This window comes from Sphingomonas endolithica, from assembly GCF_025231525.1.
Lineage (GTDB): Bacteria > Pseudomonadota > Alphaproteobacteria > Sphingomonadales > Sphingomonadaceae > Sphingomonas > Sphingomonas endolithica.
The window spans coordinates 2,657,663-2,677,893 of the sequence record NZ_CP103057.1 but is presented as its reverse complement, the minus strand read 5'-3'; the positions used below and the strand labels follow the sequence as shown (position 1 = coordinate 2,677,893).

Sequence of the window (20,231 nt, the reverse complement as noted above, 5' to 3'; positions counted from 1 at the left end):
GCTTACACCCTTGTCAGTGACGCTTCCAGTATGCGCACATCGTGGTCCACCACGCCGAACAGCAGCACGCGCCCGAACAACCGCTCGCCGGTATCCACCTCGACGCCCTCCACCGCCGGCAGCAACGTCAGCGGCGGCAGCAGCCGGCGCGCGGCAACCTTTGCGCCATGGCGTTTGAGGACCGCGATCGTGCCGGGTACGCCCCAGCCATTGCTGCCGAAGGTGCCGGCGACCAACGCAGCATTGCCGTCGGTGCCGACGATCGCCGTGCGCGCCTCGAACCCGACCAGCATGTCTTCCGCCATCGCTTTTGCAGTAGCGGCATCGCCGATGCGGCTTTCGCCGAGCTTCAGCAGTCGCGCCACGCCAGCGAGCCCCAGGACGGCCAGCAGCGACCCGCCGAGCTGCACCCAGTCCATCGCTGCGCTACCGGCCGGACGACAGCGCATCCAGCAGCGGCCGTATGCCGGTCAGGTCATACCCGGTCGCTGCCGCCTTCGCCATCAGCGTGTCAGGATGACCATCCGTCTTGGCCGTCGCCAGTGCCCACAGGTTGCAACTGCGCGTGCCGGATCGGCAATAGGCCAGCACCGGCCCGGGCGAGGCGGCAAGCGCCGCTGCCATCGCGTCGATCTGCGGATGCGAGAAGCCCGACTGCGTCACCGGGATCGCGCTATAGGCCAGCCCCGCCGCCTCCGCCGCCGCGCGGATCGCCGCGCCCGATGGCTGCCCGGCATCCTCGTCGTCGGGGCGGTTGTTGACGATCGCGGTAAAGCCGGCGGCGGCGATCGCCGCGAGATCCTCCGGCTGGATCTGGGGCGCGACCGAGATATGGTCGTCGATGCGGCGGATAACGGCCATGATCAGGCTCCTTGTTCGCGGATGACTTGCAGAAACGCTTCACCGTAAGCCTCGAGCTTGCGCACGCCAACGCCGGTGATGCGCTCCATTGCCGACAGGTTGCGCGGCCGCGCCGTGGCCATCTCGCGCAATACGGAATCGTGGAAGATCACGTAGGGCGGCACGCTCGCTTCCGCCGCCAATGTCCGACGCTTCGCGCGCAGCGCCTCGAACAACGGATCGCCGCTCGGATTGGCGATCGTCCCCGCGCTGCTGCCGCGCCCGCGTCGCCGCTCGCGCTTGGGCTGCAGGATCAGCGACACCGCATCCTCGTCCTTCAGGATGCCGCGTGCGCCGGGGCCGAATTCCAGGCCGCCGAAATCGTTGGCGCGCAGCGCATCGCGCAGCAGCAATGCCCGGATCACAGGCTTCAGCAGCGTGAGCTCGTCACCCGAGACGATGCCCCACACGCCCAGCGCCTCATGCCCGTTTATCAGACTGCGCTCGGTCGAAACGCCGGTCAGCACCTGCTCGATATAGCCCATGCCGAAGCTCTGCCCGGTGCGGAACACCGCGGACAGCACCTTCTTGGCGACCTCGGTCGCATCCACCGCGCCCGGCGGATTGATACAATTATCGCAATTCCCGCAATTGTCCGGCGCCTCGTCGCCGAAATGCTTGAGCAGGATTTTCCGGCGGCACCCCGGCGTCTCGACCAGCGCACCCAGCGCCTGCAACCGCACGCGCTCTCCCTGCTGCCGCGCCGGCTCGACTTCGCCGATCCGCTGCCGCGCCTTGGCGAAATCCTCTGCGCCCCAGAACAGATGCGCGACCGCCGGATCGCCATCGCGCCCGGCGCGGCCGGTTTCCTGGTAATAGGATTCGATCGACTTGGGCATGCCGGCATGCGCGACGAAGCGCACGTCTGGCTTGTCGATGCCCATGCCGAACGCCACGGTCGCGCAGATCACCATGTCCTCGCTCGCCACGAAATCGGCCTGGTTGCGCGCGCGCACCTGCGGATCGAGCCCGGCATGATAAGCGCGCGTCGGCCGCCCGGACCGCGCCAGCGCCTCGGCCATCTTCTCGGTACCGGCGCGGCTCTGGCAATAGACGATCCCCGCGCCCGGCGTCTCGGCGATCAAGTCGGCGATCTGCCGCGTCGTATTGTCCTTGGGCGTGATCGTGTAGCGGATGTTGGGCCGATCGAACCCGGCGACGATCATCCCCTCGCGCGGTATGCCGAGTTGATCGAGGATATCGTCGCGCGTCACCTTGTCGGCAGTCGCGGTCAGCGCGAGCCGTGGCACGTCCGGGAAGTGATCGAGCAAGGGCCGCAGCAGGCGGTAATCGGGGCGGAAATCATGCCCCCATTCCGACACGCAATGCGCTTCGTCGATCGCGAACAAGGCAAGCGGCGCCTGGGTGAGCAACTCGCGGAACGCCCCGCCCGAGGCGCGCTCCGGTGCGACGTACAGCAAATCGAGCTCGCCGCGCCGGAACCGCGCCATCGTCTCCATCTGGTCGGTATCGACCGAGGTCAGCGTGGCCGCGCGAATGCCGACGGCGGTGGCGGCGCGCAGCTGATCGTGCATCAGCGCGATCAGCGGCGACACCACGACGCACGTCCCGTCCAGCACCACCGAGGGCAGTTGATAGCATAGCGACTTGCCCGCGCCGGTCGGCATCACCGCCAGCGTATTCTCGGCCGCCAGCACGCGCGACACGACGCTTTCCTGCACGCCGCGAAAACCGGGAAAACCAAAGGTGGAGTGCAACAGGGGCAGGGGATCACGTGGCATCACCGCGGACCTAGGGGCCGCGGGCCGGTGCCGCAATGCCGTCTTGAAATTGCCGTTACCTCGGGCGAGAACAACCGCGGGGATAAGGGGGCTAGGCATGGGACGGTTCAAGACAGCACTGACGTTCGTGGCGTTCGGCCTGCTCGGCGGCGCGGCTTCTCCGCCGCAAGAGCGTGTCGTCACGGGCGATGGGATCGTCCCCGTCACCGTCGATGGGATGCCCGGGCGGCTGCGCATCGATCCCGGTGCGCCCGGCGTGCCGCTGGTGAGCGAGGCGTTCGCCACGCGCGCCGGGCTGAAGGGCGGCATGATCGGCCTCAGCTATGCCGTCGGACCGATCGACGCGAAACATCGCACCGCGGTCGCCAAGCTCGATGCCGGGCAGGGCGTGTTCAAGCGTCGCGTCGGTTGGGGCAAGCTGGAGTACGCGCCGGTCGCCGATGGCACGATCGGTCCGGCCGATCTGCCGGAGCCGGTGATCCGCTTCGTGCTCCGCGCGGCCATCGCCGGCGAACGCACGGTGGCGCTGCCGATGATCGACGGCGGCGGGATGTTCGGCGGCTTTGCCGGCCTCTACGCGCAGATCATGGTCGGCGGACAGCCGATGCGCGTGCGCTTCGATCCCTATCATGCCCGCACATTGGCCAATGCCGGTGCCGCCTTGCGCCTGGCCGCCACGCAGGACGGCCGGTTGAGCGGCGACAGCGTGCCGACCGAGATCGTGTTCGGCATCCAGCGCCCGGTGCGCACGATGAACTTCGCGCGTCCGCTGTCGCTCGGGCCCTTGTCGATCGCCACGCTCGGCGTGCGCACCAATGATGGCGGCAACGCCACCGGTATTGCCGAAGGCACGCCCGAAAAAGCCGATCCCGAGGAGGTCGTCGTCGTGGCCAAGGGCAAGAAGCGCGACCCCAACCACGATCGCCTGTCGCTGGGGGCCGATCAGCTCGGCCGTTGCTCGGAAATCGTGTTCGACAAACCGGCCAAGCAGATCCGGCTGACCTGCGGGTAGCTCCTTCCACCCGTCGCCCCGGCCATGAGCCAGCGTCCCGCTGGTCAAATGGGGTGACGAACGAGGCTCGGCCCCTATATTCGCTGCATGACCCAACCGCACGACAACCCCGCCGAAAGCCGCTTCGAACTGGCTCTGCACGGCGAAATCGCCTTCGCCGCCTATGCGCTGCAGGGCGATACCATCACTTTCACCCACACCATCGTCCCGCCGGCGCTGGAAGGCCAGGGGGTCGCCAGCCGACTGATCGGCTACGCACTCGGCGAGGCGCGCGCGCGTGGATTGAAGGTGCGCCCCGAATGCAGCTTCGTCGCAGCCTATATCGAGCGGCATCCGGAAACCCAGGATTTGCTTGGGTAAGCATAGCCGCGCCTATGTCGACCGTTCCCCCGCGAAAGCGGGGGCCCAGAGCCACAAGCGCCACCCTCGTAACCCTGGGCTCCCGCTTTCGCGGGAGAACACAGATGGCTTGCGCCGCACTGCCCTCCGGGCGGAACGACGCGGCGCTTACTTCCCCGTCAGCCCCAGATATTCCGCCATCGGCCCGACATCCGGGTCCTTGCCGTAGAACGCCCGGAACATCGGCCCGTAATCCAGCGTGTGCCCGCGCGACAGGATCATGTCGCGGAAGCGCTGGCCGTTGGCGCGCGTCAGCCCGCCATGCGCGGTGAACCAGGCAAACGCATCATGATCGAGCATCTGCGTCCAGGCATAGGCATAGTAGCCCGCGGCATAGCCGCCGCCCCAGATGTGCGAGAAATAGCTCGTCCGGTAGCGCGGCGGCACATGCGCCGTGTCCAGCCCCATGCCAGCCAGCGTCTTGGCCTCGAACGCATCCACGTCCTGCTTGGGGGCGTCCGCCGGCAGTGAATGCCAGGCGAGATCGAGCGCCGCCGCCTCCTGCGCCTCGCCGGTCGAATAGCCCTGGTTGAACGTCTGCGAGCGGCGGATCTTGTCGACCAACGCCTGCGGCATCGCCGCGCCGGTCTTGTAGTTCACTGCATAATGGCTGAGCACCTTGGGATCGAGCGCCCAATGCTCGTTGAACTGCGACGGGAACTCGACGAAATCGCGCGCCGTATTAGCGCCCGACAGCGTCGGATACACCTGATCGGCGAATAGCCCGTGCAGCGCATGGCCGAATTCGTGGAACATCGTCGTCACGTCGTCGAAGCTGATCAGCGCCGGGCTGCCCGCTGCCGGCTTGGTGAAATTGGCGACATTGTAGATCACCGGCTTGGTGCCGAGCAGCTTGGACTGCCCGACGAAGTTGGACATCCACGCGCCACCCGATTTGTTGTCGCGCTTCCAGTAGTCGAAATACATCACGCCGATCGACGTGCCGTTCTGCTCGAACACTTCGAACACGCGCATGTCCGGGTCATAGACCGGCAGGTCCTTCCGCTCCTTGAAGGTGATGCCGTAGAGCTCGGTCGCGGCATAGAACACGCCGTCGGTCAGCACCTTGTTGATCTCGAAATAGGGCTTCAGCGCATCGCCATCCAGGTCGTACTTGGCTTTCCGCACCTGCTCCGAATAGAAATCCCAGTCCCACGGCTTGAGCTCGAACGTGCCGCCAGTCGCCTTAATCTGCGCCTGGATCTCGCCCGCTTCCTCGCGCTGCTTGGCCGCCAGCGCCGGCGCGAATTGCGTCAGGAACGCTTTCGCCGCCGTCGATGTCTCGGCCATCTGATCGGTCAGCGAATAATCGGCATAGGTCGGATAGCCGAGCAACTTGGCCTTCTGCGCGCGGAGTTGCGCAAGCGAAGCGATCGTCGCCCGCGTATCGTTGGCATCGCCCTGCTCGGTGCGCGTCCAGCTCTTCTCGAACAAGGCCTGGCGCGTCGCGCGATCGGTCAGCGAGGCCAAAGCCGGCTGCTGCGTGGTGTTCTGCAGCGGCAACACCCATTTGCCAGGCATCCCGCGATCCGCCGCCGCCTTGGCCGCCGCGGCAATGCCGTCGGCGCCAAGCCCGTCGAGCTTCTTCACGTCGGTGACCACCAGCGCACCAGCCTTGGTCCCGGCGAGCAATTGCTGTTGGAACGCGGTCTGCAAGGTCGAGATCTGCGTGTTCAGCGCGCGCAATTTCACCTGGTCGGCAGCACTCAACTGCGCCCCGGCGTCCACGAAGCGCTGGTACGTCACCTTGAGCAACTGCGCCTGCTCGACCGACAGTTTCAGCGTCGCGCGGCTGTCATACAGTGTCTTCACCCGCGCGAAGAGCTTGGGGTCGAGCGCGATCGCATCGCCATGCGCGGTCAGCTTGGGCGTGATCTCGGTTTCCACCGCCTGCAGCGTATCGTTGGTATTGGCCTGGCTCAGCGCGAAGAAAACCGTGCTCACCCGGTCGAGCATGCGGCCGGATTTCTCCACCGCCGCGATCGTGTTGTCGAACGTCGGCGCGGCCGGATTGGCGGTGATCGCCGCGATCTCCGCGCGCTGCTCCTTCATCCCGGCCTCGAAGGCGGGCAGGTAATCGGCATCCTTGATCGCGCGGAAATCGGGCGCCTGATAGGGCAACGTGCTGGGCTTGGCGAAGGGATTGCTCTGCGCCGCGGCCGGCACGGCAAGGACGAGGGCGGAAGTGGCAAGCAGGCGAGCGATCATCGAAATTCCTTGCACGGGGTAGATGGCAGCTTTTGAACCTCAGCGGGTGAACGGCAAGGGGAAAACGCGCCTACCCCAACCCAAACCGTCATCCCGGACTTGATCTGGGATCCAGGGCCGCAAGTGCCGTCCTAAACTCACAATTCCCGTCCGCCAGATGACAATGCAACGGCGCGAGCCTATTCCGCCGCCAGCACGCCCTCTTCCTCGGCGCGTTCCTGTGCCTGGCGGTTCCACATCTCGGCATACAGCCCGCCGCGGCGTAGCAACGCGGTGTGCGACCCGCGCTCGACCACTTCGCCCGCCTCCAGCACGACGATCTCGTCGGCATGGACGATCGTCGACAGCCGATGCGCAATGACGATGGTCGTGCGCCCCCGCTCGATATCCTCCAGCGTCGCCTGGATCTCGCCCTCGGTCCGGCTGTCCAGCGCCGAGGTCGCCTCATCCAGAATCAGGATCGGCGGGTTCTTCAGCAACGTGCGGGCGATCGCCACGCGTTGCTTCTCGCCGCCCGACAATTTCAGCCCACGTTCGCCGACGCGCGTATCGTAACCCTCCGACTGGCCTTCGATAAAGGTCGAGATTGCTGCACCGCGCGCCGCCCGCTCGATCTCGGCGCTATCGGCGCCCTCGCGACCATAAGCGATATTGTAGCCGATCGCATCGTTGAACAGCACGGTATCCTGCGGCACGATGCCGATCGCGGCGCGCAAGCTCGCCTGCGTCACCTGCGAAATATCCTGCCCGTCGATCGTGATGCGCCCGCTGGTCAGGTCGTAGAAACGGTACATCAACCGCGCGAGCGTGCTCTTGCCCGCGCCCGACGGCCCGACCACCGCCAGCGTGTGGCCGGCCGGCACGTCGAGATCGATGCCCTTGAGGATCAACCGGTCGGCGTCATAGCCGAACTTCACATCCTCGAACCGCACATGCCCCGCACCGACCTTCAGCGCCGGCGCGCCCGGAACGTCGCGTATCTCCGACGGCGTATCGATCAGGTCGAACATCGATCCCATGTCGATCACGCCCTGGCGGATCGTGCGATAGACCATGCCGAGCAGGTCGAGCGGGCGGAACAATTGCGCCAGCAAGGTCGACACCAGCACCACGTTACCGGCCGTGAACTCGCCGCGCGCCCAGCCGAACACCACCAGCCCCATGCCGAACGCCATCATCACATTGGTGATCAGCGCCTGCCCGACGTTGAGCCAGGCAAGCGAATTCTCCGATTTCACTGCAGCGCCGGCATAAGCCGCCATCGCCGCATCGTAGCGCTTGGCCTCGCGCTCCTCGGCACCGAAATATTTCACCGTCTCGAAATTGAGCAGCGAATCCACCGCATGCGCCACCGCGCCGGTATCGAGGTCGTTCATCCGCGTGCGCAACGCCGCGCGCCAATCCGTCACCCAGCGCGTGAACGCGATATAGATCACCACCATCGCCAGCGTGCCCGTGACCAGCCAGCCGCCGAACTTGGTGCCGAAGATGCCGATCACCAGCGCCAGTTCGAGGATCGTCGGCGCGATGTTGAACAGCAGGAAATACAGCATCGTATCGATGCTCTTGGTGCCGCGCTCGACCACCTTGGTCACCGCGCCGGTGCGCCGCTCGAGATGGAAGCGCAGCGACAATTGGTGAAGATGCCGGAACACATTGGCCGCCAGCCGCCGCGTCGCATCCTGCCCGACCCGCTCGAACACCGCGTTGCGCAAATTGTCGAACAGTACTGACCCGAACCGCGCCGCGGCATAGCCGACCACCAAGGCCACGATCAAAGTGGTCGCCGAGCGATCGCCCTTGGCCATGCCGTCCACCGCACCCTGCAACGCGAACGGCGCACCATAGACCTGCACCAGCTTGGAAAACACCACGAGCGTCATCGCGCCGACGATGCGCAGCCGTAGCGCGGGCGTGTCCTTGGGCCAGAGATAGGGCAGGAAACGCCGAAGCGTCGGCAGCAACGGGCGCTCGGCGCTCACGGGATCGGTCATTGGGGGCACATCCCCATGTAGGGGGCGTCAATCCCCGGCGGAAGCGGTTCATGGAACAAGAACGGCACTTGGTCGATTTTAGCTATCGATACGGGAGACGCGACATGGGTTCTTTCTTCTACGTGATGGCGATCATGGGCTGCACCGATGGCAGCGCGCAGTGCGCCGAGGCCCGCGTCGAGCAGGTGCAATATGCCAGCTATCAGCAATGTCAGGCAGCCATGCCGGCTGCGCTGATGCGCAACAGCGATGTCGACTATCCCGTGGTCAGCGCCACCTGCCGCGCCAATGGTCGCTCGCTCGCCCAGGGCGATCGCGACAAGAAGCAGGGCTGATCCGTGCCGGCGTCGTACGAAAACTAGCCAAATCGTCACCCCGGACTTGTTCGGGGTCCACCGTGCCGCACGCTCTTCCATCGAGCCTCCATCCACACCAAAAGCCGCTTGGTGGACCCCGGAACAAGTCCGGGGTGACGGCGAGGATAAGCGCCCGTACTAGCTCCTCTCGGTCCGTTCGCTACTTGTCGCCATGCCGTGGCCGCTGCCACGCAATCTCACGCCGCGCCGGCGGATAGCGCCGCGCGCGCCCCGCTGCCTCGACGGCGGCCCGCAGGATAAATCCCAGCTTCTGCCGTCCGGATGTCGTCACGCGGCTGTCCCACGCATGCTCGCCGCGATCCGCCACCGCCCGCCCGATCGCTCCGTAGATCTCGGCCGCCGACAGAACCGCCCAGGCCGAGCGGAACGACAGTTTCGGCGTGCCCAGCCGCGCGCTCGCCTCGAACACTGCCGCACGATCCGCCAGCCGCCGCGCCAGCACCGCCAGCCGTGAGCGGAACGGCGGCTTCATGTGCTGCCCGGGCGGGATATCCATCTCGACGAACCATTCTTCCGGCACGTACGCGCGCCCGACACGGTCATCCTCTTCAATGTCCCGCGCGATATTGGCGAGCTGAAACGCCATGCCCAGGTCGCAGGCGCGGTCCAGCGTGTCCTGATCGTCCGGGTCGACGCCCATCGCCACCGCCATCATGCAGCCGACCACGCCCGCGACATGGTAGCAATATTTGTACAGGTCGCCTTCGGTGCGCGGCCGCCAGTCGCCCGCATCCAGCGCGAACCCGGCGATCAGGTCGCGCGCGAAGGCATGCGGCATGCGCGTTTCCGCCGCGACGATACGCAGCGCATCGAACGCCGGATCGCCGACGACCTCGCCCGCCAGCGCCGCCTCGGTCATCGCGGTGATCCGCTGCAGCCGCTCGGGCGCATCGTGGATCACCGTCATGCCATGCCCGTGATCCTGCCCATCGGCGATATCGTCGCACGCCCGGCACCACGCATACAGCAGCCAAGCGCGCTCCCGCGTGCGCCGGTCGAACAGCTTGGACGCCGCGGCAAAGCTCTTGGAGCCACGCGCGATCGATTCCTGCGCGGTGGCGACGATCGCATCGCGGGAGGGGAGATCGGGGGTCATAGCTGTTCCCCGGCGCAGGCCGGGGCCCAGTTGCGAAGGTCCAGGTAACGAAGCGCGCCGCCAGCCAATTGCTGCCTCCCGACTGGACCCCGGCCTACGCCGGGGAACAAGGCCTTCAAAGATCGCTCGCCTTCATCTTGGTGATCGTGTGCAACGGCACATGCGCCGCCATCTGCTCCAGCAAGCCTTCCAGCGCGTCGTCCATGATCATCACATTTTGATGCTGCGGCCGCAGGAAACCGACCTCGCCCATCTTCGCGTAAAAGTCGATCAGGTGATCGTAATAGCCGGCGATATTCAGCAGCCCGACCGGCTTGACATGATAGCCAAGCTGCGCCCAGCTCAACGCCTCCCACAATTCGTCCATCGTCCCCGTGCCACCCGGCAGGTTGACGAAGCCGTCGCTGAGATCGGTGAACGCCTGCTTGCGCTGGTGCATCGTCTCCACGACATGCAGTTCCGTGCAGCCCTGATGCGCCACTTCCAGATCGACCAGCGCCTGCGGGATGATCCCGATCACCTCACCGCCGGCTTCCAGCGCACTATCCGCAACCGCGCCCATCAGCCCGAGCCGCCCGCCGCCATAGACCACGCCGATCCCACGCTCCGCCAGCGTGCGACCGACATGACGGGCGGACTCGATATAGACCGGATCGGCCGGCGTCGCCGACCCGCAATAAATCGCCAGACGCTTCACTTGCACTCCTCCCCGGCACGAGGGGGACCAGCGAAGCTGGTGGAGGGGGCCCTCCGCGAGCGCAGCGCTACCGGCCCGCTCCCTCCGTCATGCTGCGCATGCCACCTCCCCGTGCCGGGAAGGTTTGCAACGGTCGTCACTGCGGCGCCTCCAGCATCAGCGCCGCCGTCGCCTTGGCGCTCCCGACGACGCCCGGAATGCCCGCTCCCGGATGCGTGCCCGCGCCGACGAAATACAAATTGGGGATATGGTCGTCGCGGTTGTGCACGCGGAACCACGCGCTCTGCGTCAGGATCGGCTCCAGGCTGAAGGCACTGCCCAGATGCGCGTTCAGGTCCTGTTTGAAGTCGTCCGGCGTATAGTGGAACTTCGTCACGATCCGCTCGTGAATGTCGGGGATCAGCCGCCGCCCCACCTCGTCCAGGATGCGCTTCTCCAGGATCGGCCCGATCTCCGTCCAATCGACCGGGAACTTGCCCAGATGCGGCACCGGGCTCAGCACGTAGAAGGTCGAATGCCCATCCGGCGCCAGGCTCGGGTCGGTGACGGTCGGATGGTGCAGATACAGCGAGAAATCCTCCGGCAAGATGCCGGTATCGTACAGATCGGCGAGCAGCCCCTTATAGCGCGGCCCGAACAGGATCATGTGGTGCGGGATGCCGGGCCACGTGCCCTTGATCCCGAAATGCACCACGAACAGCGACGGCGAATAGCGCTTGCGCTCCAGCTTCGCCTTGGTGCGCTGGCCCGACCGGCTGGTCTTCAGCAGATCCTTGTAGATGTGCATCACGTCGCCATTGCAGGCGATCATGTCGGCAGTGCCGCTCCAGCCGCTCGCGGTCGTCACCCCCGTCGCACGGTCGCCCAGCGTCTCGATGCTGGTCACCGGATCGGCCAGCTTCAGCGTACCGCCCAGCCGCTCGAAATGCGTCACCATGCCCGCGATCAGCCGGTTCGTGCCGCCCATCGCGAACCACACGCCACCATCGCGCTCCAGCTTGTGGATCAGCGCATAGATCGCACTGGTGGTCATCGGATTGCCGCCGACCAGCAAGGTGTGAAAGCTCAGCGCCTGGCGAAGATGCTCGTCCTTCACGTAGCTCGACACGATCGAATAGACCGATCGCCACGCCTGGTACTTGGCGAGGGCCGGCGCGGCCTTGATCATCGAGGCGAAGTCGAGAAACGCGACATGGCCGAGCTTCTCATAGCCTTCCTTGAACACGCCGGCCGAATAATCGAGGAACTTGGCATAACCCGCGACATCGTCGGGGTTGAGCTGCGCGATCTGCGCATTCAGCAACGCATCGTCGTTGGTGTAATCGAAATTGACCCCATCGACCCAGTTGAGCCGGTAGAAAGGCTGCACCGGAGCCAGCGTCACGTCCTCGGCCATGTCGCGCCCGGTCAACGCCCACAATTCCTGCAGGCACGCCGGATCGGTGATCACGGTCGGCCCGGCATCGAAGGTGAAGCCGTCCTTCTCCCACACATAAGCGCGCCCGCCGGCCTTGTCGCGCGCCTCGACGATGGTCGTCTCGACGCCGGCCGATTGCAGCCGGATGCCGAGCGCCAGTCCGCCGAAACCGCCGCCGATGACGATTGCGGAACGTGGTGCCGGATTCATGATGCACTCCCGCCGGCAATCGCGCGCAGCGCCCGCCCGATCGGTACCGGCGGCTTGCCGGTGAGAATGCGTGCCTTGTCGGTCATGGTCGAGCGTCCTGAATAGAACCGCCCTATAAGCTGCGGATCAAGGCGATAGAAGCGTTCGAGCACCCGATAGCGTTCCCCGGGCTCGGCTGCACGGAACAACATCTTGTCGAGCATGCGGTAGAAACCGCGTCGGCGCCACTCCCGACGGGCCAAGCCGTGGGTCAGATCGTGCAGCGCCTTGCCCGACATGTCTCGGGAGCCCGCGATCAGGCTGGCGGTGCGTACCGCATCGGGCAGCGAATAGCCGGTCGTTGGGTGGAACAGCCCGGCCCGCATCCCGGCCTTGGCGATCCCGACGCCGCCCGACCGCCAATAAGCCTCGAAATCGCCCCCCATCACCACCGGCAACACGCCGGCCTCGTCGCGCCGGGCCTGCTCGATCTGCCAGCCGCGCGCCGCGACATAGCTGTCGAGGCGATCGGCCAATACGGCAGGATCGAGATCGGGCGTGTCGCTGTAATAGGTATCCTCGACGAACATCCGCGTCACCGACAAGGGCAGGCAATACAGGAAGCGATAGCCATCGATCTGCGGCACGGTGGCATCCATCACCATCGGTCGCGGATCGTCGTGCGGCTCAGCCAGCCGGAATTCGCGCCCGACGAACTTCTGCCAGCCGCAATCGAGCAGCGACAGCTTGGCCGGGCCGCGCGCATCGATCACGCCCTTGGCCTGGATCACGTCCCCATCGGTCAGCACCACGGATGTCGCGCTGATATCCAGCACCTGGCGACCGAGCAGCAGGGCCTGCGATGGGAAGGCCGCGCGCACGACCGTGTCCAGGCGTTCGGATTCGATCGAATAATAGCTGGCCGTGATCTGCCGCTGGTGCGCCGGAAAGGCGATATCGTACTGGCGCCACCCATAGCTGATCAGCGGCGCGACGATCCAGCGATCGGCCGCGTCCACGTCGCTGCCGAAGAACGACCAGAGATGATTGCCGCCGATGTCGGTCGCTGAGTCGATCAGTCGGATGTCGAGTGCAGGGTGCTTGCGTTTCAGTGCCAGCGCGGTCAGCCCGCCGGCAAGGCCCGCGCCGACGATCGCGACGTCGCATGAGATGATGGTCGCCATCGGGAAGCGCGTACCGCATCCGCGAAGGCACGCAAGGGCGGATCGGTCGTTTGTGGTGGCCAGCCCCGCGGCTGGGACGACCTGCCGGGACGCAGCGCGGAGTTGGACGCGAGATGCGCTCTTGGCGTGGTGCGAGCCAGCAACCTTCATGATCGTCTCGTTCCCCCGCGAAAGCGGGGGCCCAGGGCCACAAGCGTATCCCTCAATAACCCTGGGCTCCCGCTTTCGCGGGAGAACGGAAGTAAAATGCACAATTGGCATGAGATCATGACGGCTTCGGCTGATGCGAACGCACCCGCAGACCCGCGGCGCGGCGCCGCGCCGCCGACAATCGATCTGTCCTAGGTGCCCGCTCCCCACTGCGCTATACGCCCGCCATGACCGTCATGCTCGCCATCCTGCTTTCCGCCGCCGCGATGACGGCGATCGTCGGCGTGCGCTACCTGATCGTCAGCGGCGCGTTCGCCGCGGCGACTCGGATGCGCCATCCCGGGCTGTACACCGGCCTCGACAAGCAGATGCGCCGCGAGATCGTCTGGAGCCTGGCCTCGGCCGCGATCTACGGCGTGCCGGCGGGCGTCGTCGCCTGGGGCTGGCAGAATCACGGCTGGACACGGATCTACACCGACATACATGCCTATCCCTTGTGGTATGCGCCGCTATCGGTACTCCTGTATCTCTTCGCGCACGATACCTGGTTCTACTGGACGCATCGCTGGATGCATCGACCGAAACCGTTCAAGCTCGCGCATGCCCTCCACCATGCCAGCCGCCCGCCGACCGCCTGGGCGGCGATGGCATTCCACCCGATCGAGGCACTGACCGGGGCTGTGGTAATTCCGCTACTGGTGTTCCTCATTCCGATCCACGTCGCCGGCCTGGGGGTAGTACTGACGGTGATGACCGTTATGGGTGTGACCAATCACATGGGCTGGGAAATGTTTCCGGCTGCGATGTGGCAAGGGCGCCTCGGCGGGTGGCTCATCACGGCCAGCCATCACCAGCGCCATCATGAGCGGTACAGGTGCAATTATGGGCTTTATTTCCGTTTCTGGGATCGGCTTTGCGGCACGGACCAGGGCATCGGGCAGTTCCGTGATTCGCCGCGCCGCGGCGGGCGCGCTGCTGCTGGCGTGGCTGCCGGGGGCGATGCCGGTCGCTGACCTGCACGTCGACGTTGCGAAGCTGCGCTCGTCCAAGGGCATGCTGCGCCTGTGCCTGACGGCCGACCCCAAGAACTTTCCCGCCTGTATCGACGATGCGCGGGCCGTCACCCGGTCCGTGCCCGCCACACAGTCGAAGATGACGTTCGCCGCACTGCCGATGGGTGATTACGCCATTGCCGTGATCCATGACGAAAACGACAATCACAAACTCGATACGCTGCTCGGCATCCCGCGCGAGGGCTTCGGTTTCTCGCGCAATCCGGCGATCGGCTTCGGCCCGCCGCGTTTTGCCGCTGCACGCTTCGCGCTCGCCAGTGGTGCAGATGCGCAACACGTTCGTATGAAGTACATGCTGTAATTGGCCTGCAGGAGCCAAATATACTAAAAGGCGTTACGCGCCTGAAACCATCTCGCCCCATCTCGTGGAGTATCGCACTTGCGCTCGACCATTCGCCTTATCGCCCCCGTTCTCGCCGGCGCCGCCGCCTTGGCCAGCCTGCCCGCCATGGCGCAGGACACCAGCGATGCAGCACAGCCATCCTCGCCCGCGGCGGATATCGCCACCGGCGGTGACAGCCTGACCATTGCGGTCGGTGCCGCAACGGTGCCGAGCTACGAAGGCTCGGACAAGAACCGCATCATCCCCGCCGCCGCGATCCGCGGCTCGATCTCGGGGATCAACTTCTCGACTCGTGGCGCCCGCCTGTTCGTCGATCTGGTGCCCAATGCGTCCGGCCCTGGCCTTGACTTCCAGCTCGGCCCGGTGGTCGGCGTCAATACGGATCGCACCAGCCGCAAGAGCATCGACGATAAGCGCGTCGAGGCACTCGGCAAGCGTGACACCGCGATCGAGCTCGGCGGCTATGTCGGCATCGCGCGCACCGGCGTCATCACGTCGGATTATGATACTCTCGGTGTCAGCGTTGCCTACACGCAGGACGTCAACAAGGCGCACAAGAGCTACCTGATCACGCCGCAGATCAATTACGGCACGCCGCTCAGCCGCAAGGCGTTCGTCGGCCTGTCCGTCGGTGCGACCTATGTCGGCGGCGAATATGCCGATACCTATTTCAGCGTCACGCCCGCAGGCTCGCTGGCCAGCACGTTGCCGACCTACAATGCCGGCAAGGGCTGGAAGAACTATTCGGTGAGCGCGCTGGCCACCTACTCGCTGACCGGCGATCTGCTGCACGGCCTGTCGCTCGTTGCCGGTGGCTCCTATTCGAAGCTGCTCAACGATTTCGCCGACAGCCCGGTGACGCGCATCGCCGGCGATCGTGACCAGCTGATCGGCGCGGTCGGCCTGGCATACACTTTCTGAACCCAGCGTAGCGGCAACGCTGCACGATGATATCCAACCTCGCCGCCCGTACCTGGTATCGCCGATGCCAGGTACGGGCGGCGAAGCCGTTTCTGGGCGACCAGACGCTGCAGCTGTAGCACGGCTCGGCGCGCAAATCGGCGTATCCGGTTGACATCGGCCGTCACCTCTAGGCATCCCCATAACCGTGTCGGCACCTCCGCGTGGTTCTGCCGATCGACTGGCCTGAGTGGCGGATTCGGGCAGTCTGTCGTCGCGTAACCGCCGCGAATATAGGGAGACCATTGGTCATGACCGATACCAACCAGCAGTTGATCGAAGCGTTCGAAAACCGCGTCGAACGCCGCAACGAGCGGCGCGACTTCTTCAAGGCGGCGTTCGGCGCAGCGGCGGTTGCCGGCGCGGGCGCGGCGGCGGTTACCCTGGGCGGTGTCGCGACGGCACAGACGCTGACCGACGCCGACGTCCTCAACTTCGCGCTGAACCTCGAATATCTCGAGGCGCAATTCTACTCCTACGCCGTCAACGGCACCGGCCTCCCCGAGAACCTGCTCGACGGCACCACCGCGCGCGGCACGCTGACCCCAGGCCAGCAGGTCAACTTCGGCGATGCCGCGGTGCAGGCCTATGCCCGCGAGATCGCCGCTGACGAGGTCGCCCACGTCGCCTATCTCCGCTCGCAGCTCGGCACCGCCAAGGTCTCGATGCCCTCGATCGACATCGGCGTCGCGCCGACCGGCGCATTCAGCACCGCGGCGCGTGCCGCCGGTCTGGTCGGGCCGGGCGTCGCCTTCAACCCGTATGAGAACGCCAACAGCTTCCTGCTCGGCGCGTTCATCTTCGCCGATGTCGGCGTCTCCGCCTACAAGGGTGCCGCGCCGCTGCTCACCAACCCCGTCTTCATCGAGGCATCGGCCGGCATCCTCGCCACCGAGGCCTATCATGCCGGGCTGATCCGCACCTCGCTCTATGCCAGAGGGCTCGACACCCCGTCGCTGCGCACCTCGGCGGATGCGATCTCCGATGCGCGCGACGCGTTGGATGGCACCGAGGATCTCGATCAGGGCATCTCGGCGACCGGCACGGGTGCGGCGATCGCCTCGAACCTGGTGCCGACTAACGGCGACGGCCTCACCTATAGCCGCACCACGGGTCAGGTCCTCAACATCGTGTATCTCAACAAGGCGCAGGCCACGTTGGGTGGCTTCTTCCCCGCCGGCCTCAACGGCACGATCAAGACCAGCGCTGCCAGCGGCTGAGCCGGATCCCGCCCGCGACCATGCTTCCGCCAGCCTTGGCGACACCTATTCTGGGGAGTTTCACCCGATGAACGACACCGAAAAGCTCAACATCGTCCTCGAAGCCGGCGCTGCCCGGCGTGACGATCGCCGCCGTTTCCTGCGCCAGGCCAGCAGCGTCGCCGCTGTTGCCGGCGCCACCTCGCTGCTCGCCGCCTGCGGTGGCGGCGATGACGACGATTCGCCCACCCCGACGCCGACCTCCAGCGTCACCCCGACGCCGACCTCGACCGCGACCAGCGCGATCGGCGATGGCGACATCCTCAACTTCGCGCTGAACCTCGAATATCTCGAGGCGCAATTCTATTCCTTCGCCGCCACCGGCGCAGGGCTTCCGGCGGCATCGCTCGCCGCAGGCACCAACGCCACGGGCACGCCCGGCACCGTCACCGGTGGCAAGCAGGTCACGTTCGGCGACCCGCTGGTCGGCCAATATGCCCGCGAGATCGCCGCTGACGAACGCGCGCATGTCGATTTCCTGCGCAAGACGATCGGCACCACCGTCGTGCCGATGCCCAACATCAACATCGCCGGTGGCGCCGGCGGTGCCTTCACCGCCGCGGCGCGTGCGGCCGGCATCGCCGTTGACGACAGCTACGATCCGTACCGCGACGACAACAGCTTCCTGCTCGCCGCCTACATCTTCGAGGATGTCGGCGTGACCGCGTACAAGGGGGCCGCCCCGTTGCTCCGCAGCAGGACGTTCCTGGAGGCCGCGGCCGGCCTGCTCGCGGCGGAGGCCTATCACTCCGCGATCATCCGCACGACCCTGTCGCGCAAGGGCCTGTTCGTTCCGGCGCAGCAGATATCCGACGCGCGCGACGGCCTGGATGGCGGCATCGATCGCGACCAGGGCATCGGCAGCAGCGCGGCGGACGCCAATATCGTGCCGACCGACGGCGACGGCATCGCCTTCAGCCGCTCGCCCGGCCAGGTGCTCAACATCGTCTATCTCAACCGTACGGCCACCACGAGCGGCGGCTTCTTCTCCAACGGCGTCAACGCCGCCAACCCGTTCTTCAAGACCAGCGCCGCCAGCTAAGCGCGCGCGCGTCATCCTCTATCGGCCGCGTCGGGAATTCCCGGCGCGGCCTTTTCTTTGTGCCGCGAAGCGTTTACCATCGTCGCTTCCCCGGGGGGCCGCACGTGAGCGGCTGAGATTTGGCTGATGCCATGACCCGCTGAACCTGATCCGGCTGACACCGGCGGAGGGAGTGGAGGCGCGCCGGTCCCAAGGATCGATCCCTGCCGACACGGTCTCCGACACGTATAGGAGAGCGACCATGGCCGATATCGACAGCAGAATCGAACAGGGCGCCCGCCCGCAGCCGGCAATCGGCATCACCACCGGCCCGATCCGCGGCAGCCGCAAAATCCATGTCGCGGTCCCCACCAGCCCGGATGTCCGAGTCGCCATGCGCGAGATCGTCCTCGATCCCAGCTGCAGCGAGCCGCCCTTGCGCGTCTACGACACCAGCGGCCCCTATACCGATCCCAAGGCAGTGATCGACATCGACGCCGGCCTGCCTGCGATCCGCAGCGGCTGGATCGCGGCGCGCGGCGATGTCGAGGCCTATGCCCCGCGCGAAGTCCGCCCCGAGGACAATGGCCAGCTCGGCCCCGATCGCTCCGGCGGCGTGCCGCAATTCCCCGGTGCCCACCGCCAACCCTTGCGCGCCAAGCCCGGCATGAACCTCAGCCAGATGCATTACGCGCGGCGTGGCATCATCACGCCCGAGATGGAATATGTCGCCACCCGCGAGAATCTCGGCCGCGCGATGCTCAAGGAATATAAGCGCGACGGCGAGTCGTTCGGCGCGTCGATCCCCGACTTCGTAACCCCCGAATTCGTCCGCGACGAGGTCGCTCGCGGCCGCGCGATCATCCCCAACAACGTCAACCACCCCGAATCCGAACCGATGGCGATCGGCCGCAATTTCCTGGTCAAGATCAACGCCAATATCGGCAACAGCGCGGTCGCCAGCAACGTCGCCGCCGAAGTCGACAAGCTCGTCTGGTCGATCCGCTGGGGCGCCGACACGGTGATGGACCTCAGCACCGGCCGCAACATCCACGACACGCGCGAATGGATCATCCGCAACTCGCCCGTCCCGATCGGCACCGTGCCGATCTACCAGGCACTCGAAAAAGTCGGCGGCATTGCCGAGGACCTGACCTGGGAAATCTTCCGCGACACGCTGATCGAGCAGGCCGAACAGGGCGTCGATTACTTCACGATCCACGCTGGCGTCCGCCTTGCCTATATCCCGATGACGGCCAAGCGTGTCACCGGCATCGTCAGCCGCGGCGGCAGCATCATGGCCAAATGGTGCCTCAGCCACCACAAGGAGAGCTTCCTCTACGAGCGCTTCGACGAGATCACCGAGATCATGAAGGCGTACGACATCGCCTACAGCCTGGGCGACGGCCTGCGCCCCGGCTCGATCGCCGACGCCAATGACGAAGCGCAGTTCAGCGAGCTCTACACCTTGGGCGAGCTCACCCACCGCGCGTGGAAGAGCGACGTCCAGGTCATGATCGAGGGCCCCGGCCATGTGCCGATGCACAAGATCAAGGAGAATATGGAAAAGCAGCTCGAAGTCTGCGGCGAAGCACCCTTCTACACCTTGGGGCCACTCACCACCGACATCGCGCCCGGCTACGATCACATCACCAGCGGCATCGGCGCCGCGCAGATCGGCTGGTACGGCACCGCGATGCTTTGCTACGTCACGCCCAAGGAGCATCTCGGCCTCCCCGACCGCGACGACGTGAAGGTCGGCGTGGTAACCTACAAACTAGCCGCGCACGCCGCCGACCTCGCCAAAGGCCACCCCGCCGCCCAGATGCGCGACGACGCGCTGAGCCGCGCAAGGTTCGAATTCCGCTGGCGCGACCAGTTCAACCTCAGCCTCGACCCCGACACGGCGGAGCAATATCACGACCAGACGTTGCCGGCAGAGGGGGCGAAGACGGCGCACTTCTGCTCAATGTGCGGGCCTAAGTTCTGCTCGATGAAGATCACGCAGGAAGTGCGCGACTTCGCGGCGACGCAGAACCAGCCGGCGAATGCGTTCCTCGCGGCTGGCGGCGTTGTCGATGCGGCAGACGACGATCGCGCGTTATTTGCCAAGGGCACGACGCACGCTGATGCGGAACGCGGCATGGTGGCAATGAGCGAGATGTTCAACGAAAAAGGTGGGGAGATTTACCTGCCGGCGGCGGATTGAA

18 protein-coding genes and 1 riboswitch are annotated in these 20,231 nt (G+C 65.9%); of the genes, 9 read left to right on the top strand and 9 right to left on the bottom strand.

Features of this window, described 5'->3' with window-relative positions; genetic code table 11:
• Positions 1-2: 2 nt before the first annotated feature.
• Genes NV382_RS12575 through recQ form a run of 3 tightly spaced genes read right to left on the bottom strand, consistent with a single transcriptional unit; the run spans position 3 to position 2,642 of the window.
• Entirely contained in the window at positions 3-419 is a 417-nt protein-coding gene (locus NV382_RS12575; RefSeq protein ID WP_260597083.1) for a hypothetical protein, read from the bottom strand.
• A gap of 7 nt (positions 420-426) precedes the next feature.
• Positions 427-861, bottom strand: a complete 435-nt coding sequence (locus NV382_RS12570) for a protein tyrosine phosphatase family protein (RefSeq protein WP_260597082.1) — start codon at positions 859-861, stop codon at positions 427-429.
• 2 nt (positions 862-863) lie between these two features.
• Entirely contained in the window at positions 864-2,642 is a 1,779-nt protein-coding gene (gene recQ, locus NV382_RS12565) for a DNA helicase RecQ (protein ID WP_260597081.1), read from the bottom strand.
• 97 nt (positions 2,643-2,739) lie between these two features.
• Here recQ and NV382_RS12560 point away from each other — a divergent pair, with 97 nt between their 5' ends.
• The gene (locus NV382_RS12560) at positions 2,740-3,654 is read left to right on the top strand and encodes a hypothetical protein (RefSeq protein WP_260597080.1); all 915 of its coding nucleotides are present in this window, start codon (positions 2,740-2,742) and stop codon (positions 3,652-3,654) included.
• Between the two features lie 87 nt (positions 3,655-3,741).
• Entirely contained in the window at positions 3,742-4,014 is a 273-nt protein-coding gene (locus tag NV382_RS12555) for a GNAT family N-acetyltransferase (protein WP_260597079.1), read from the top strand.
• 147 nt (positions 4,015-4,161) lie between these two features.
• Here the strand turns inward: NV382_RS12555 and NV382_RS12550 are convergent, their stop codons facing one another.
• Both NV382_RS12550 and NV382_RS12545 read right to left on the bottom strand, forming a co-directional pair.
• A complete protein-coding gene (locus tag NV382_RS12550) occupies positions 4,162-6,261 on the bottom strand; it encodes a M3 family metallopeptidase (protein WP_260597078.1) in 2,100 nt (699 codons plus the stop codon).
• 179 nt (positions 6,262-6,440) lie between these two features.
• Positions 6,441-8,255 carry an ABCB family ABC transporter ATP-binding protein/permease gene (locus tag NV382_RS12545; RefSeq protein WP_260597077.1) on the bottom strand — a complete coding sequence of 605 codons (1,815 nt, stop codon included), beginning with the start codon at positions 8,253-8,255 and terminating at the stop codon, positions 6,441-6,443.
• A 104-nt stretch (positions 8,256-8,359) separates the two neighbouring features.
• Here NV382_RS12545 and NV382_RS12540 point away from each other — a divergent pair, with 104 nt between their 5' ends.
• Positions 8,360-8,590 carry a hypothetical protein gene (locus NV382_RS12540; protein WP_260597076.1) on the top strand — a complete coding sequence of 77 codons (231 nt, stop codon included), beginning with the start codon at positions 8,360-8,362 and terminating at the stop codon, positions 8,588-8,590.
• Positions 8,591-8,771: 181 nt separating this feature from the next.
• Here NV382_RS12540 and NV382_RS12535 read toward each other — a convergent pair whose 3' ends face one another.
• From NV382_RS12535 to crtY, 4 genes are all read right to left on the bottom strand, one after another.
• On the bottom strand, positions 8,772-9,728 hold the full coding sequence (locus NV382_RS12535; RefSeq protein ID WP_260597075.1) for a phytoene/squalene synthase family protein: 957 nt from the start codon (positions 9,726-9,728) through the stop codon (positions 8,772-8,774).
• A 115-nt stretch (positions 9,729-9,843) separates the two neighbouring features.
• Positions 9,844-10,425, bottom strand: coding sequence for an LOG family protein (locus tag NV382_RS12530; protein ID WP_260597074.1), 582 nt, complete (start codon positions 10,423-10,425; stop codon positions 9,844-9,846).
• A 136-nt stretch (positions 10,426-10,561) separates the two neighbouring features.
• A complete protein-coding gene (locus NV382_RS12525; protein WP_260597073.1) occupies positions 10,562-12,052 on the bottom strand; it encodes a phytoene desaturase in 1,491 nt (496 codons plus the stop codon).
• Positions 12,049-13,215: a lycopene beta-cyclase CrtY gene (gene crtY / locus NV382_RS12520; protein WP_260597072.1), complete on the bottom strand. Its 1,167-nt coding sequence runs from the start codon at positions 13,213-13,215 to the stop codon at positions 12,049-12,051. The genes NV382_RS12525 and crtY overlap by 4 nt, the downstream gene beginning before the upstream one ends.
• A gap of 377 nt (positions 13,216-13,592) precedes the next feature.
• Between crtY and NV382_RS12515 the strand changes: the two genes are divergently transcribed.
• From NV382_RS12515 to thiC, 6 genes are all read left to right on the top strand, one after another.
• On the top strand, positions 13,593-14,378 hold the full coding sequence (locus NV382_RS12515) for a sterol desaturase family protein (RefSeq protein ID WP_260597071.1): 786 nt from the start codon (positions 13,593-13,595) through the stop codon (positions 14,376-14,378).
• Positions 14,311-14,739, top strand: coding sequence for a DUF2141 domain-containing protein (locus tag NV382_RS12510; RefSeq protein ID WP_312026740.1), 429 nt, complete (start codon positions 14,311-14,313; stop codon positions 14,737-14,739). The genes NV382_RS12515 and NV382_RS12510 overlap by 68 nt, the downstream gene beginning before the upstream one ends.
• Positions 14,740-14,817: 78 nt before the next feature.
• Positions 14,818-15,702, top strand: coding sequence for a MipA/OmpV family protein (locus NV382_RS12505; RefSeq protein WP_260597070.1), 885 nt, complete (start codon positions 14,818-14,820; stop codon positions 15,700-15,702).
• A 290-nt stretch (positions 15,703-15,992) separates the two neighbouring features.
• Positions 15,993-16,961, top strand: a complete 969-nt coding sequence (locus tag NV382_RS12500) for a ferritin-like domain-containing protein (RefSeq protein ID WP_260597069.1) — start codon at positions 15,993-15,995, stop codon at positions 16,959-16,961.
• 67 nt (positions 16,962-17,028) lie between these two features.
• Positions 17,029-18,042, top strand: coding sequence for a ferritin-like domain-containing protein (locus tag NV382_RS12495; RefSeq protein WP_260597068.1), 1,014 nt, complete (start codon positions 17,029-17,031; stop codon positions 18,040-18,042).
• A gap of 81 nt (positions 18,043-18,123) precedes the next feature.
• Positions 18,124-18,231, top strand: a riboswitch (TPP riboswitch).
• Between the two features lie 52 nt (positions 18,232-18,283).
• The gene (gene thiC / locus NV382_RS12490; RefSeq protein WP_260597067.1) at positions 18,284-20,230 is read left to right on the top strand and encodes a phosphomethylpyrimidine synthase ThiC; all 1,947 of its coding nucleotides are present in this window, start codon (positions 18,284-18,286) and stop codon (positions 20,228-20,230) included.
• Position 20,231 lies beyond the last annotated feature (1 nt).